The organism is Bacillus sp. S3 (genome assembly GCF_005154805.1).
Taxonomy (GTDB): domain Bacteria; phylum Bacillota; class Bacilli; order Bacillales; family Cytobacillaceae; genus Neobacillus.
On record NZ_CP039727.1, the window covers coordinates 2,783,650 to 2,797,564 of the forward strand.

Annotated in this window: 11 protein-coding genes and 2 pseudogenes; 7 read left to right on the forward strand and 6 right to left on the reverse strand. The window is 38.7% G+C overall.

Annotated elements, in window-relative coordinates:
* Positions 1-6 precede the first annotated feature (6 nt).
* Positions 7-1,050 carry a metallophosphoesterase family protein gene (locus tag FAY30_RS13365; RefSeq protein ID WP_149870342.1) on the forward strand — a complete coding sequence of 348 codons (1,044 nt, stop codon included), beginning with the start codon at positions 7-9 and terminating at the stop codon, positions 1,048-1,050.
* A 35-nt stretch (positions 1,051-1,085) separates the two neighbouring features.
* Here the strand turns inward: FAY30_RS13365 and FAY30_RS13370 are convergent, their stop codons facing one another.
* Together FAY30_RS13370 and FAY30_RS13375 are read right to left on the reverse strand one after the other, a co-directional pair.
* Positions 1,086-1,580, reverse strand: a complete 495-nt coding sequence (locus FAY30_RS13370; protein ID WP_149870343.1) for a branched-chain amino acid aminotransferase — start codon at positions 1,578-1,580, stop codon at positions 1,086-1,088.
* A 109-nt stretch (positions 1,581-1,689) separates the two neighbouring features.
* Positions 1,690-2,634 (reverse strand): annotated as a pseudogene (locus tag FAY30_RS13375) (MFS transporter); the annotation flags it as partial.
* Positions 2,635-2,728: 94 nt separating this feature from the next.
* On the opposite strand from FAY30_RS13375, the gene FAY30_RS13380 reads away from it, so the two are divergent.
* Positions 2,729-4,065 (forward strand): IS3 family transposase gene (locus tag FAY30_RS13380; RefSeq protein ID WP_149870344.1). Its coding sequence is split into 2 segments (ribosomal slippage): positions 2,729-3,113 and positions 3,113-4,065, totalling 1,338 coding nucleotides; the frame shifts between segments, so codons are not numbered across the junction.
* A 30-nt stretch (positions 4,066-4,095) separates the two neighbouring features.
* Here the strand turns inward: FAY30_RS13380 and FAY30_RS13385 are convergent.
* Positions 4,096-4,638 (reverse strand): annotated as a pseudogene (locus FAY30_RS13385) (MFS transporter); the annotation flags it as partial.
* A 243-nt stretch (positions 4,639-4,881) separates the two neighbouring features.
* Between FAY30_RS13385 and FAY30_RS13390 the strand changes: the two are divergent.
* The gene (locus FAY30_RS13390; protein ID WP_149870345.1) at positions 4,882-5,805 is read left to right on the forward strand and encodes a TetR/AcrR family transcriptional regulator; all 924 of its coding nucleotides are present in this window, start codon (positions 4,882-4,884) and stop codon (positions 5,803-5,805) included.
* Positions 5,806-5,828: 23 nt separating this feature from the next.
* Here the strand turns inward: FAY30_RS13390 and FAY30_RS13395 are convergent, their stop codons facing one another.
* Positions 5,829-6,314 (reverse strand): PaaI family thioesterase, encoded by a 486-nt coding sequence (locus FAY30_RS13395; RefSeq protein WP_149870346.1) that lies wholly within the window; start codon positions 6,312-6,314, stop codon positions 5,829-5,831.
* A 94-nt stretch (positions 6,315-6,408) separates the two neighbouring features.
* On the opposite strand from FAY30_RS13395, the gene pepF reads away from it, so the two are divergent.
* The gene (gene pepF, locus FAY30_RS13400) at positions 6,409-8,223 is read left to right on the forward strand and encodes an oligoendopeptidase F (protein WP_149870347.1); all 1,815 of its coding nucleotides are present in this window, start codon (positions 6,409-6,411) and stop codon (positions 8,221-8,223) included.
* Positions 8,224-8,307: 84 nt separating this feature from the next.
* Entirely contained in the window at positions 8,308-9,990 is a 1,683-nt protein-coding gene (locus FAY30_RS13405; RefSeq protein ID WP_149870348.1) for a hypothetical protein, read from the forward strand.
* A gap of 101 nt (positions 9,991-10,091) precedes the next feature.
* On the opposite strand, the gene FAY30_RS13410 is transcribed toward FAY30_RS13405, so the two are convergent.
* Both FAY30_RS13410 and FAY30_RS13415 read right to left on the reverse strand, forming a co-directional pair.
* The gene (locus FAY30_RS13410; RefSeq protein WP_149870349.1) at positions 10,092-11,093 is read right to left on the reverse strand and encodes a VanW family protein; all 1,002 of its coding nucleotides are present in this window, start codon (positions 11,091-11,093) and stop codon (positions 10,092-10,094) included.
* Positions 11,094-11,298: 205 nt separating this feature from the next.
* Entirely contained in the window at positions 11,299-12,117 is an 819-nt protein-coding gene (locus FAY30_RS13415) for a formate/nitrite transporter family protein (protein ID WP_149870350.1), read from the reverse strand.
* 514 nt (positions 12,118-12,631) lie between these two features.
* On the opposite strand from FAY30_RS13415, the gene FAY30_RS27550 reads away from it, so the two are divergent.
* On the forward strand, positions 12,632-13,114 hold the full coding sequence (locus tag FAY30_RS27550; RefSeq protein ID WP_149870351.1) for a cation transporting ATPase C-terminal domain-containing protein: 483 nt from the start codon (positions 12,632-12,634) through the stop codon (positions 13,112-13,114).
* Between the two features lie 277 nt (positions 13,115-13,391).
* Entirely contained in the window at positions 13,392-13,817 is a 426-nt protein-coding gene (locus FAY30_RS13425) for a hypothetical protein (protein ID WP_149870352.1), read from the forward strand.
* The last annotated feature ends 98 nt before the right edge of the window (positions 13,818-13,915 follow it).

Genomic DNA, 13,915 nt, shown 5'->3' on the forward strand with positions numbered 1-13,915 from the left:
TTACCCATGAAAAAATTCATTGTTTCTATCATTCTTATTATCGCAGTGTTAGGCTTTCCCGTTTATCAATTGACGAATGCCAGCACCACCCCCTTTTTTCATTTGGTAAACGGAAGTGAAGCTACAGAGACAGTAAGTGTCGTTGAGGAATCTGATACACAAACCGAACAAACTGATAACAAACCCGCATTGCAGTTGGCCATCATGAGTGACACTCACATTGATACACATGATCCAGTTGTGAATCAGAAATTTGTAACAGCTTTACAGGATTTAAAAAAGGTCGCACCAGATTATGATGCGATTTCCATTAACGGTGATATGACAAACTTCGGCCTGGCTGAGGAATACCAACTATTCAAGTCCATCCTTAAGGAAAATAAAAACCCGTCTGCGGATGAATTCATGGTTATCGGTAATCATGAATGGATGGAAAAACGGATTATTCCTGAAACATCTGTATCTGATGAGCAATTAAAAGGCAGATTTATTGAAGAAATGAATGTGTCCGGACTTTATTATGATAAATGGATTAATGGCTATCATTTTATTACAATTGCAGGTGAAAAATCAGAGGCCACAATGGTTGGAATGTACGGAGATTCTGAGAGAGACTCCGCCTACGTGACAGAAGAACAAATTAAATGGCTGGAAAAAACGCTGCCAATCAACGCTGTGGATCATAAACCAATTTTTGTGTTTTTTCATCAACCTATTACAAATACGGTTTATGGAAGTGAATGGGGAGCTAGACTTCAAGACCAAAGAATTCTTGCCATCCTGAAAAAGTATCCTCAGGTTATTCTATTTTCCGGGCATTCTCATTACCCCTTAGATCACCCTAAAAGTATCTACACTGATGGCATTACAATGGTAAATACAAGTTCCGTTGCTTACACATACACACCTGAAAGCGGAGAAAATTACACCTTATCCCAAGGTTATGTAGTAAATGTTTATCGAGACAAAGTAGAATTTAAAGCTCGAGAATTCAGTACAGGGTCTTGGATCAAAACAGTGACCATCCCTATTACAAACCCTACCCAGTAAAATCAGCTGGGTAGGGTTTGTAATAACATAATCAATCATTTCTTATTTTCTTTAACCACTTCAACCAAGTGTAAGAGGAACCTATAAATTAACTCGAACGCTTCCCCTATCGATAATTGCTCCGTATAACCCTCGACAAAATTTAAGGCAAAATTCAAATTCCATAATCCATCCTCTTGACTGAATAATAAATCAAATTTCGCTTCTTCACTTTGTAAACTGGCATTCAGTTGATCTTTTATCATTTTTTCAAATTTTTTCTGCAGCTTTAACCCCAACATGACATCATATGTGCCAAAAACATCATCTGCTTCTATTGAAATAGAATCTACACTTACATCCTCAAACCATTTTGATTCCAAATAGATAAACTCATTTTTATGCTTTTTCAAGTAATCAAGCGGTTCAGATAAAAACGCAGATGTTTCATTCTTAATCATATTTTCCGTTTCTTTATCACAGCGTTCTATATAAGCTTCTGCAAATCTGGCACCGTTAACATTTTCTGTGAATTGTTGATCCTTTAACATGAAAACCCTCCTAAATGTATCTTCCTCCATTAATATTGTGTTTTTTTTTATAAAAAAGCAAATGATACAAAAAAAGAGATGACTACAATCGTCATCCCCAGTTTTAAAATTAACCTTCTGGTATTGCTGCGCCAACATTTTTACCAGCAGGCTTTACATCATTTGGTTCTTCAGCTTGTTTCGCCCGTTTAATAAAGAATGAGAGAATTAATGCAACTGCTGCAATTCCTACTGTTACGAGGAAAGCATCATTGATTCCTTCTAACATCGCTTTCATCATTACTTGCTGCTTTATTTCGGCTATAACTTCCGGTGTTGGCGGTTTGGTTAAGTGAGCCATTGCTGACTTCCCGATTTCCGCTGCATGTGTTTCTGTGCGGTTTGACATAACCGTAACAAGCAATGCCGTTCCGATCGCGCCGGAAACCTGTGACATGGTACTATTCATCGCCGTACCATGCGGATAAAAGCGCGCAGGTAATTGATTTAGGCCATTCGTTGAAACCGGCATATTGACCATTGACATACCAGCCATCCGTATTGTGTATAAAATAATTAGATGTGTGTAAGTTGTTTCAAGTGTAAGTTTGCTAAAATAATAGCTTGTTACCGCAGTAATCGTTAAACCAATAATGGCTAATACTCGGCCGCCAAACTTATCAAACAATTTCCCGGTGATCGGCATCATGATGGCCATTAAAATTGCACCAGGAAGCATCATTAAACCGGCATCAAGCGGTGAAATTCCGCGGATGGTTTGAACATAGATTGGCATTAACAGCATTCCGGAAAACATTGCCATCGTAACAACCATTGAAATAACGGAAGACAAGGCATACATTGGATACTTATAAATCTTGAAATTAAGCATCGGCCTTTCTTGCTTTAACTGTCGGAAGATGAACACAACAAGGGAAAAAACGCCTATAATCAGTGTCCCATATACTTCCGGACTGTCCCAGCCTTTCTTACCAGCCGAACTAAATCCATAAAGGATTCCGCCAAACCCAATACTCGAAAGCAAAAGGGATAAAAAGTCAAGATGAATATAAACTGTACCCGATAGAGTAGACACTTAAAAAAGGTCTGTTCTATCGGGTACTTTTATGTATAATGAATAAAAAATGTGAGAATCGGAGAATAAACCTATGTCAAAAAAAATCTTCACTGATAAAGAAATAAAGATCCTTTCTAATAATCCTTTTGTCAAATCTGTAAGTACAAAAGGAATTACCTACACTGATGAATTTAAAAGGATTTTTATATCTGAAAGTGTAAATGGAAAATTACCACGGCAGATTTTTGAGGAGAATGGTTTTGATGTTGATATTATTGGTATCGTTAGGGTACAAAGAGCAGCTTATAGATGGCGTGTAGCTTATAGTGAATTGGGAGTATTAGGACTTCGAGATACACGTAAAGATCATTCTGGGAGACCGACTAAAAGAGAGCTTAGTTTAGAAGAAAAGAATGCAAAATTAGAAGCTCAAATTCAATTGTTGCGGGCTGAAAATGAATTGCTAAAAAAGTTAGAAATGATGGAAAGGGGGCTGGAGAGAAACGAGTAAAAGTAACTGCGGAACAGAAGTTCCTTTTAATTCGTAAAGTAATTGAAAAGTATGATCTTAAACATATGGTGAGTTTCTTATGCGAAATATCTGAAGTTTCTCGTTCTGGTTATTATAATTATTTTTCTCCGAAATCTCAGGAAAATAGAGAACGCCGTGAAAAAGAGGACTTAATTTTAAAAGAGAATATTTTAAAGGCATTTCATTTTAAACGACGTCATAAAGGTGCTCGCCAAATTAAGATGACGTTAAAAGGGCAGTTTAATATTAAATATAATATTAAACGAATCCGAAGAATTATGAAGAAATATAAGATTATATGCCAAGTTAGAAGAGCTAATCCATATAAGAAGATGTTGAAAGCTACCCAAGAACACTCCGTACTACCGAATTTACTAAACCGAGAATTCAAACAAGAAATCCCAGGTAAAGTATTACTCACTGATATTACTTATTTATATTATGGGAAGGGCCAAAAAGCTTATTTGTCCACTATTAAGGATAGTTCCACGAATGAAATATTGGCCTATAACCTGTCAGATCGACTTACATTGGATTTAGCAACGGATACATTGGTAAAGTTAAAGAAAAATAGAAAAGTAAAGTTTGCAGAAGGAGCCTTTATTCACTCAGATCAAGGAGTACACTATACTAGTCCTACTTTTCAGAAGCATGTAAAAAAATTAGGGCTAGGACAATCTATGTCAAGAAGAGGAAATTGTTGGGATAATGCTCCACAAGAGTCGTTTTTTGGCCATTTTAAGGATGAAGCATATATAAAACCATGTAATTCCTTAGAGGAACTTAAAAGAGAAATAAGGAGTTATATGACCTACTATAACAATTTTAGATATCAATGGAATTTAAAGAAGATGACTCCTGTTGAATACAGAAATCATCTTCTAAATGTGGCATAACCTTTTTAAATATGTCCTTTACAACGGGTACAGTTTAATATTAACCTTATCTTTTTTATCTTTCAATAAGAAAAAGCCGATCAACAACACTGCAAACGCAATCGGTGTAACAAAATGGAACAGCATTCTCCAATCATAATGTTCAATTAACCAGCCCGATAATGTCGGGCCAATGGCAGGGGCAAACATTAAGACTAAGCCAAATACCCCCATCGCTGCTCCTCTTTTTTCCACTGGAAAGCTGACTAACATCACATTCATCAAAAGCGGCATCAAGATCGCTGAACCCGCACCTTGAATCATTCGTCCAGTTAACAAAATTGGAAATACATGAGCAAATCCAGCAATGATCGTGCCTATTGTAAATAACCCCATTGAAACGAGAAATAATCGTCTAACCGTATATTTTTGTATTAAAAAGGCTGTCGCCGGAATTAATATTCCATTCACTAGCATAAATCCGGTCGCCAGCCACTGAACGGTTGATGCTTCAACCTTTAAATCCTTCATAATAGACGGCAAGGCAATATTTAATAATGTGTTATTTAACATGGCAATAAAGGCGCCAATCATAAGAACTGCTAAAATCCCGTACGGTGGACGCTTTGTGTTATTTATCGTTTGACTCACTAAATTCCCTCCCTTTAAACTGGTAGTCCATTTTTTTATACCAGGGTTTCATACTTAGATAATAATATACTGTTAGTTAAATATTTGCAACCAAAAATCACTAGAAAATTATAGGTTTGTAAAGGGACTAAGATTAAGGTAGTATTATTTTATACAAGGGGTACAAAATGAATTAAAGGTGATTATATGTACAATCGGAAACAGCATGTCATTAAAATGGCCCATCGGTTATTTGTCGAAAAAGGATTCCTGGCTACGTCTATTCAAGACATTTTAGATTACAGCGGAATATCGAAAGGGACTTTTTATAATTATTTTTCATCAAAAAATGAGTTATTAATTGGCATTTATAAATCAATTTATCGGAAGCTGGAACAGGATCGGAACGATTTATTAGTTGGTAAGGACACTAAAGATATTGAAATTTTTATTAAACAATTGGAAATGCAAATGATAACAAATAGAAAAAATAAACTCATAACCATTTATGAAGAAGTGATGGCTTCAAATGATGCTGATCTTAAGCAATTTATTCAAGAAAGCCGATTAAATGCGCTTCGTTGGCTTTATCACAGGTTCATTGACATTTTCGGAGAAGATAAGAAGCCCTACTTATTAGATTGTGCCATCATGTTCCAGGGCATATTGCAGCATAATGTTCAATTTAATCGCAGAGCACATAAATCCGGTGAAAATATCAGCCATGTGGTTCGTTACAGTGTAAGTCGTTTGGTAAAAATGGTGGAAGAGGTATCTGATTCCGAGGATCAATTGCTTAAGCCGGAGTTATTAGAAGATTGGCTTCCTAGCTGTCCGAATAAAAGTGGTCACGAGTTTAAAAATCAGCTTCTTCAATTATCAGGTACTATACGAAAAACAATTTCAAAAAATGTACTTGCTGAAAACGAACAGGAAAAATATATTGAAATGGTAGAATTTATTCAGGATGAATTACTGCACACAAATAACCCGCGAAAATTTTTAATTGAAAGCATTCTTTCTTCTATGAATAAATATTCTTTTTGGAAAAAAGAACTTATACAGCTTGAACAGTTAGTGGAAGGATTCTTTACACAATTGGATGAATTTGAAAAAAACCCTAATCTGTAGGATTAAGGGTTTTTGGCATGTCTTTATTCCTGTTTTAAAAATGAACTTGGCATGACTACAGCGACCACTTCTCCCCGTGCACAGAGTTGGCCGTCAGCAAACACTTCTGTTTCCACTTTAAATTTCTTCGAATGAATTTCATGTACGGTTCCAACTGCTTTTATTGGCACACCATGCGGGGTTGGCTTCAAAAAGTCTACATGTAATGAAGCTGTCACAAACCGAGGAGGTTCTGCCCCTTCACCTGGTTCATGTCCATTTTTCCGATGCAGTGTGAGCGCCGCGGAACCTGTCCCATGACAATCAATTAATGAGGCGACAAGCCCGCCGTAGACAAAGCCCGGCAATGCCAAGTGCTCAGGCTCAGGCGAATAAATCGTCACCGTATGCTCCCCTTCCCATCTTGTGCGGAAATGATGACCGGCTTCATTTAATCTTCCACAGCCGTAACACCAGGCATAATCGTCAGGATATTCATCTTGAATGGCATTTAAACCGTTTTCTACCATATTCACTCCCCCTTTTTCAGAAAAGTATAACATATTTCATCCAATATGATAAAATTTAGTGGTACGAAGGTTTTTTATACGAGGAGGAGATTTTATGAAAAAAACGGTTGAAAAACGCCTAGTCCGCTCAGAGGTTCCCGTAGAACTGACATGGAACCTCGACGATTTATTCCCATCTGAAAAAGAATGGGAAGTTGAATTAGATGGAATTAACAAGGAAATCTTGGAATTTAATCAATATAAAAGGGCATTACATACTGGTGCAAAGGCATTATTAAATTGCTTACTTGCAGAAGAACAGCTTTCGATGAGAATCATTAAAGCTTTCACATTTGCAAGCTTAAAGCGATCCGCAGATGGAACAGATCCGCTGAATCAGGCGAATTTTTCCAAAATCTCTGCCTTAAGAACTAAGAGTATTGCAGCATTATCATTTATTCAATCCGAGATTCTCGCTCTTGATGAAGGTATAATTGAACAATTCGTAAAAGAAGAGCCCGGACTGAAGGACTTTATGAAAAATCTAGCAGAGCTTCTCGAATCAAAAAAACATAAGCTTTCGCCGGAAACCGAAGAAGCATTGGCTGCTCTCGGCGAACTTCAGGGTGCTCCTTACCAAATCTATCAAATGTCAAAGCTGGCCGATATGGAGTTTGCACCCTTTCAAGATGCAGAGGGCAATGAATTGCCGATGTCGTTTGCATTATTTGAGAGCCGATACGAGTTTTCGACAGATACAGATATTCGCAGAAAGGCCTACCACTCTTTCGTTAAAACACTAAAGCAGTACAAAAACACAATAGCCGCAACGTATGCTGCAGAGGTTAATAAGCAGGTTACCCTTGCTCGGCTGCGCAATTATGAGTCAGCCACCCATATGCTGCTGGATCCGCAACAGGTTACGATAGAAATGTACAATAACCAGATTGACACCATTTTCACAGAATTAGCCCCCCACATGCGCCGCTTTGCGCAATTAAAGAAACAAGTTTTAGGTCTTGATCAAATGCTTTTCTGCGATTTAAAATCACCATTGGATTCTGATTTCAATCTGAAAACCACCTATGAGGAGGCAAGTCAAGTCATCTTGGAATCGTTAAAAGTCATGGGGCCGGAGTACAGTGAAATTATTGAGCGCGGATTTAAAGAAAGATGGGTAGACATTGCTGATAACATTGGGAAGTCAACAGGCGCTTTCTGCTCCAGCCCATATGGTTCCCATCCTTACATTCTAATCACCTGGCAGGATAATATGCGCGGCTGTTTCACACTGGCACATGAATTTGGCCATGCCGGACATTTCTATTTAGCGAATAAAAACCAGCGGGTCATGAATGTCAACCCATCCCTGTATTTTATTGAAGCGCCATCAACGCTGAATGAAATGCTATTAGGCCAGCATCTGCTAGCGAATAATAAAGATAAGCAAATGCGCCGCTGGGTCGTTCTACAGTTGCTGGGCACCTACTATCACAACTTTGTCACACACCTGCTCGAAGCCGAATACCAACGCAGGGTCTATAAGCTTGCCGAGGATGGCAGAGCTCTTACAGCGACAACATTAACGGAAGTAAAGGCTTCTGTTCTTTCTGAATTCTGGGGTGACACAGTTAAAATTGATGAAGGTACAAGCTTAACCTGGATGCGTCAGCCGCACTATTACATGGGCTTATATCCCTACACATACTCTGCCGGCTTAACCGCTTCCACAGCCGTTGCCCAAATGATTCAGAAAGAGGGCCAGCCCGCCGTTGACCGCTGGCTTGAAGTACTGCGCGCCGGCGGAACCATGAAACCGCTTGAACTGTTAAAACATGCAGGAGTCGATATGTCCACACCAGATCCCATCCGTAAAGCAGTAGCCTTTGTCGGCTCACTAATTGACGAACTAGCACAATCCTATCAATAAATGATTAATGGTGAAACTTTTCCATTTTGTATTCCGTATAGTTATCATGAAGTATGAGAAGTCATGATAAAAGGAGATTTTTTTATGGGGAATATATTATTATTTACGCTGATCATTGGGATTGCTTCTGCTCTTATTCTATTACCTGTCTATAAAAATGAGCAGCTAAATGCAAAAGAAAGTAAACAACTAAAGTCAGGTATCATCCTAGCCGTGATCATCATTTTGATGCCAGCAGTATTTGCTTTCTATTATTTTAGTAATAATGATAGGAATTTTTCTAGTTTATGGCCATTAGCCATTCTAGTTACCGCCGGTGGTTCGATATTTTCAAAAGGGGTAGAAAGGAAATTCAAAGGAATCCTATTCTTGCTAAGTCTGATCGCGGGGGCTTATTTCTTAACCGCCTTTATATTGAATGCAGATGAAAAATACGAATTGGCAAAAATGGATCAAAAAGTGGAAATCAAGACCTTTGATGAAACAGAAACACCTGCTAGCGTTCCGCCGCAGTTTGCTCGAAACAAAATGAAAAAAGCTTTCGGCCAGGTTCCAAATACAAGCTACTATGAGCTAGGAAATTTACAAATCCAAAAAGTGAATGGCGAATATGTATACATTGCTCCAGTTGAATTCTCTGGGTTTTTCAAATGGTGGAACGGGAATCAAACTCCGGGCTATTTTTCATTAAGTGCGACCGATTCGTCGGAAAATCCTAAATTCATCAAGTCTGAAATGGTTTACACCCCTTCTTCCTATTTTAATAAAAATATTGAGCGTCATATCCGTATGCATGAACCGAAAAAGATATTTTATGGAGATGTTCAATTGGAAATTGATGAGGACGGAAAACCTTATTACATCCGTTCATATGGAGAATTTGTTTCCGCCCGAAACGGGTTTGATGTAAAAGGAATAGTAGTAGTGGATTCAAAAAGCGGCGAAACGAAAGAATACCCATTAGCTAACGTTCCTAAATTCATTGACGGCGCCGTATCGCCAGAAGTAGTCAGTCTGCAAAACAGCTACTTTGGAAACTTTGTTCATGGATTTTGGAATAGCAAATTTGGAAAATCAGATGTCAAGCTCCCTTCAGATGAAGGAACAGAGGCAAACGTTAGTCCTATATTCGATGAAAATGGAGTAATGTATTACTTCACTGATTTTACGAGTCCTAAAGAAGGTGTCGATTCGATGCTCGGCTACTCTCTTACCAACTCAAGAACGGGCGAAGCCACCTATTATACCGGGAACCCGGATCAATCCTACATGGACTCTCAGGGGGCATTGCAGATTATCGAAAAGAAATTTATCGAAAAGAAATGGCACGGGCAAATGCCGATTCTTTACAACTTTTACGGTGAAGCAAGTTGGTTGACACCAGTCTTGGATTCCAACGGCTTTTTGCAACATTATTTCATCGTCTCGGCAGCAAATCCTGAAATTTCCGTATATGGTGTCACACCAAATGAAGCCCTAAAACAATATAAAACTGCCTTGCAGCGTGGAAAAGGGACCGTGAACGGCAGCTCCAAAGCGGAAGAAAAGCAACTATCAGGAACAGTCCTTAGGGTCTATAAAGAAAAATCCGGCGATTTCACAATTGTTTCCTTTCTCCTTGACAATCATAAAAACTATCTGATTTCGTCAGAAAAAGCTCCATTAGCCATCTATCTAAAAGAAGGGGATCGGGTATCAGTTAAGTACCTTGAAACAGGTGAAGAATTCCTGCCTGCAAAAACCATTGTCATCGAGGGTCTGGAATGAGCTAATTATCATAAAAGCAGGAGGATCCGAAACGTCTCGGATCCTCCTCTATTCGTATAACGGTACTGTCGATTACTAGCTGCATCTATTTATTTGCAGTGCTAATTCCCCTTTGCGATCAGGCTTTGATAGGCTGCTGACGTTCTCACCTCAACCGTTAATTTCCCTTTGTCATAAATGGTCTTTAGAATAAACGGTACTCCTGTTGTATTTTGAAAGCGAAAGTCTTTACCGCCATAGGATACTGTGGCATCCCGACCTGCAGGCACATAACCGACGGATAAGGAATGATGATGCTTCTCTACATAACTTACACCCACTTTGTCAACCGCATTAAATAAGGTGGAGGATGTTTGGCAAATGCCACCGCCAATTCCATCGACTAATTGCTTATTAACGATCTCCTTAGCCGGTTGATACCCATGTTCAGCATCACTCGGTCCCACAGTTGTATTAAATGAAAAAATATCCTGAGCCCCGACAATGATTTGATCGATCGCTTGTGCTGAAAGCTCAATATTCTTTGAGCGGCCAGCCACGCTGCTATTGAAGTAAGTCGTAAAGGAAGCAACCACCACTTCATTTAAATGGGCAGCCTCCTCAGGTTTATAACCACTCTCTGTTACTGTAAGCGGCAGTTCCACATCGCCTCCTTTAATGGATGCTGTCATTAATCGATCCACTAATTCGGCTTCATCCAAAATGATTTGTGGTTTTCCTTTTATAATTTGACCATTCGCATCGATTTTATCAAGTTCCATTCGTTGGTCATAACCGGTCGTTGTGTCAGTGCCTCTCGCTAAATCTTTCGCCCACTTCTCCAAATCCTTTTTATATACGTCCGGTTCTGTCCCAAATCCCAAATCTAGAGGTAAAAATGTTTTTAATATGCTTTTCGTATTTGGGTCGATGACATTCACTATAATTGGCTTTTGCTCTTCAACCTTTGGAGTTTCTACTGCCGGTTTTTGTTCTGGCTTTTTTTCCGGTTCGATTGCCCTTTCTTGTTGAATGGAATCTTTAGAGGTCTTTTCTGTACAGCCCGCTAGTCCTAGCAAACTACCAATAACAAAAATTGAAATTGCCCATGTCCGTGTAGCCATTTCCCTCAACTTCTCCTCTTTCCCTGTATTCTTTGATGTCCGACGAAAATCCCGTAAATGCTAAATTGGGAATACTTCCATTCACCCATTTTATTCCTGCCGGCATGTCAATATTACAGAGAGATTACACAGTTCAAGAAAAGTTGCGGTGCCTTTTTACGATATAAAAAACAGCAGAACAACCGCCCTGCTGATAAAAATATTTTTACCCTACTTTTTCCATTGACTTAATCATCTTTGACACGGTAGTGGCAGATTCATTTTTTCTATAGGCATACCAATATGCCATCGCAATAAAGATCGTTCCGCCTACAGCATTTCCTAAAAAGACCGGAACAAAATTATCCAAGTAGGCCATCCAACTAAAATGGCCAGCAAAGATGGCTGCTGGGATGACAAACATATTCGCTACCACATGCTGAAATCCGATTGCCACAAAGGTCATCGTTGGAAACCAAATACCGGCAATCTTACCGAACATGTCATTAGCACCATACGAAAGCCACACGGCTGCAGAAACAAGCCAATTACAGCCAATTCCTGATATAAATGCTTGGAGAAAGGATGCCTCAAGCTTGTGTTCTGCAATACTAATGGTCTTCCCAAGGTATGGGGCAGTTTCGGTAAGCCCAACAAGATGACCGAAAAAGTAGGCAACAAATATGGCACCGACAAAGTTACTGACCGAAACAAGAAACCAATTAACGAGTATATGCATAGTAGAAACCTTGCTTGCCATCCAAGCAAGCGGGACGGCCATCATATTCCCCGTCAACAGTTCTCCCCCGGCAAGCAGCGTAAGAATAAGACCGATTGGGAACACGGATGCACCGATTAAACTGCTTAGCCCCTCTAAATGTGGTGATAAAGGTGCTGTAACGCGGATGAACAATAAGTAACCTATTGCAATAAATGCGCCTGCTTCAAAACCTAATATCATTGTTTGCACAAGAGAGTATTTTACTTTTTTTACGCCATTTTCGACAGTCAATTCCAAAATGTTTTCCGGTTTACTGAATCCCATATGTACTTCTCCTTTTGTAATTTCTTATCACTTAAAGTTTGTGAAATGATTAACATACCTCTATTTTATAGTACTTTCGCCATCAATCCTGTGAACATTTTTTAACTTATTAAAATTCCGCCAAAGCTTTTATAATCCTTTTAAAAAACATAGAAAAAACAGCCCCATGGAAGGCTGTCTTGGTCTGAATTTTTTACTTTGAAGAATGATCAGGATGGTCACTTCTGAATTTCGACTTGCTCATGAGAATTGGAGACCCCACACAGCAAATTTGTAAATTAGCCAATGAATTATCGGTTAAGTACATTGAATACTGCAAATCGCGTACTATATTGTGAAGTTTCGAACAATTTATGACATTATTAGATGTTAATCAGTTGTACACCCCCTATCTATGGTTTAATGAAATTAGCTAGGTTTTCCATCTCAATTTATTGGAGAGTGAAAATACCATGTGGTTTTCCAAAAGTATTGATTTGATTTTGGCGGAATTGAGGACTGACCCTTCTTCTTCATTGAAACAGCAAATTTAAAGGGAAATCCTACTGAAATTGCCCTCGTTGTTGCGGCAAGGCAGCATGGGTTTATTAAACAGGGCTTGGACACAAGCTATCAACGAGTCTTCGAAATCCCCTTTGATTCTGAACGAAAAATGATGGCCACAGTCCATCAAAATGAGGGGCGTTTATTCGTGATGGTAAAGGGGGCGTTTGAAAGCATTCTTCCATTAACATCCTTTTTAGTTTGTCTAAACTTAAGGAACAATCATAAGTCACTTTTCAGCATAGGACTATTAACGAATAAATATTTATTGGGTTCGATATCAGGGGGAATTTGTATTCAAGTGGCATTAGTGAATATTCCGCTTTTCAATCAAATTTTTGAAATCAACAACTTAACTCTAAGGGATTGGCTGTTAGTTCTAACCCTGCCGCTGCTGCCGGTGATATTCAATGAGCTTTGGAAGGCCGGAAAGCGAATCTTTGAAGCTACATAAAATGTACCGAAGTTGAACATAAACGGAGCAAACAGCTGCTGAAAAATCGGCTGTTTGCTGTCTTAATATTAGGTAATTCGACAAAAATCTACATCATTCCAAGTGCTCATCACTTTTCTGCATTAAAGTGTGGTATAATAGATATGATGTACTGCATGCAGAGAGCCGTAAAGATAATAGTCGGCGTAATATAGCCACTTTTTTATAGTTTCCAACAATATGTAAACTGCCCAATGATGAACTTGAGATAGAAATGAATGTAGAAAAGGTGGTATATATGGAAAATTCAATCGAAACTGTTTATTTCTTAGAGAATCCTGAGAAGAATATCATTAAGTTTGCAACTGGCACACAGCTGCGCTACGAGGATGTCATTAAAGAGGTTTTTGGGGTGGCATGTATCAATGATCTACACATGATGCTCCAATATAACAAAAGTTTCCAAACAAGCATCTGTAAAAGTTATGGAATCAGTGAAAAGAAGATTACCCTGGATAAAATCATCCGAGTTGCATCTAAAGCAGATATGCTTCGGTTAAAAAAGCAAATGATAGAAGCACAAAAAAATAATATGAATGAAATACATCACGAAGAAGAATACTCCATCCAATGCCCTTTCGATTCCATCATAAAACTCCAAGAAGGACTTTACCAATGGGACGACGCCAATTTCTCCTACAGCGCTGTTACAAATGGTGCCTGACACCCTTTCTTGTATTATGATAGTTCTTATATTTGCATCATAGGAATATTCAATGGGGCGAAGCCGAATGGTTCCGCCCTCAATTTTTTTGCTCAATT

Excerpts from the sequence above, each read along its gene's own strand:
- FAY30_RS13365 (WP_149870342.1), top strand. The coding sequence starts at position 7 with ATGAAAAAATTCATTGTTTCTATCATTCTTATTATCGCAGTGTTAGGC.
- FAY30_RS13370 (WP_149870343.1), bottom strand. The coding sequence starts at position 1,580 with ATGTTAAAGGATCAACAATTCACAGAAAATGTTAACGGTGCCAGATTT.
- FAY30_RS13390 (WP_149870345.1), top strand. The coding sequence starts at position 4,882 with ATGTACAATCGGAAACAGCATGTCATTAAAATGGCCCATCGGTTATTT.
- FAY30_RS13395 (WP_149870346.1), bottom strand. The coding sequence starts at position 6,314 with ATGGTAGAAAACGGTTTAAATGCCATTCAAGATGAATATCCTGACGAT.
- pepF (WP_149870347.1), top strand. The coding sequence starts at position 6,409 with ATGAAAAAAACGGTTGAAAAACGCCTAGTCCGCTCAGAGGTTCCCGTA.
- FAY30_RS13405 (WP_149870348.1), top strand. The coding sequence starts at position 8,308 with ATGGGGAATATATTATTATTTACGCTGATCATTGGGATTGCTTCTGCT.
- FAY30_RS13410 (WP_149870349.1), bottom strand. The coding sequence starts at position 11,093 with ATGGCTACACGGACATGGGCAATTTCAATTTTTGTTATTGGTAGTTTG.
- FAY30_RS13415 (WP_149870350.1), bottom strand. The coding sequence starts at position 12,117 with ATGGGATTCAGTAAACCGGAAAACATTTTGGAATTGACTGTCGAAAAT.
- FAY30_RS13425 (WP_149870352.1), top strand. The coding sequence starts at position 13,392 with ATGGAAAATTCAATCGAAACTGTTTATTTCTTAGAGAATCCTGAGAAG.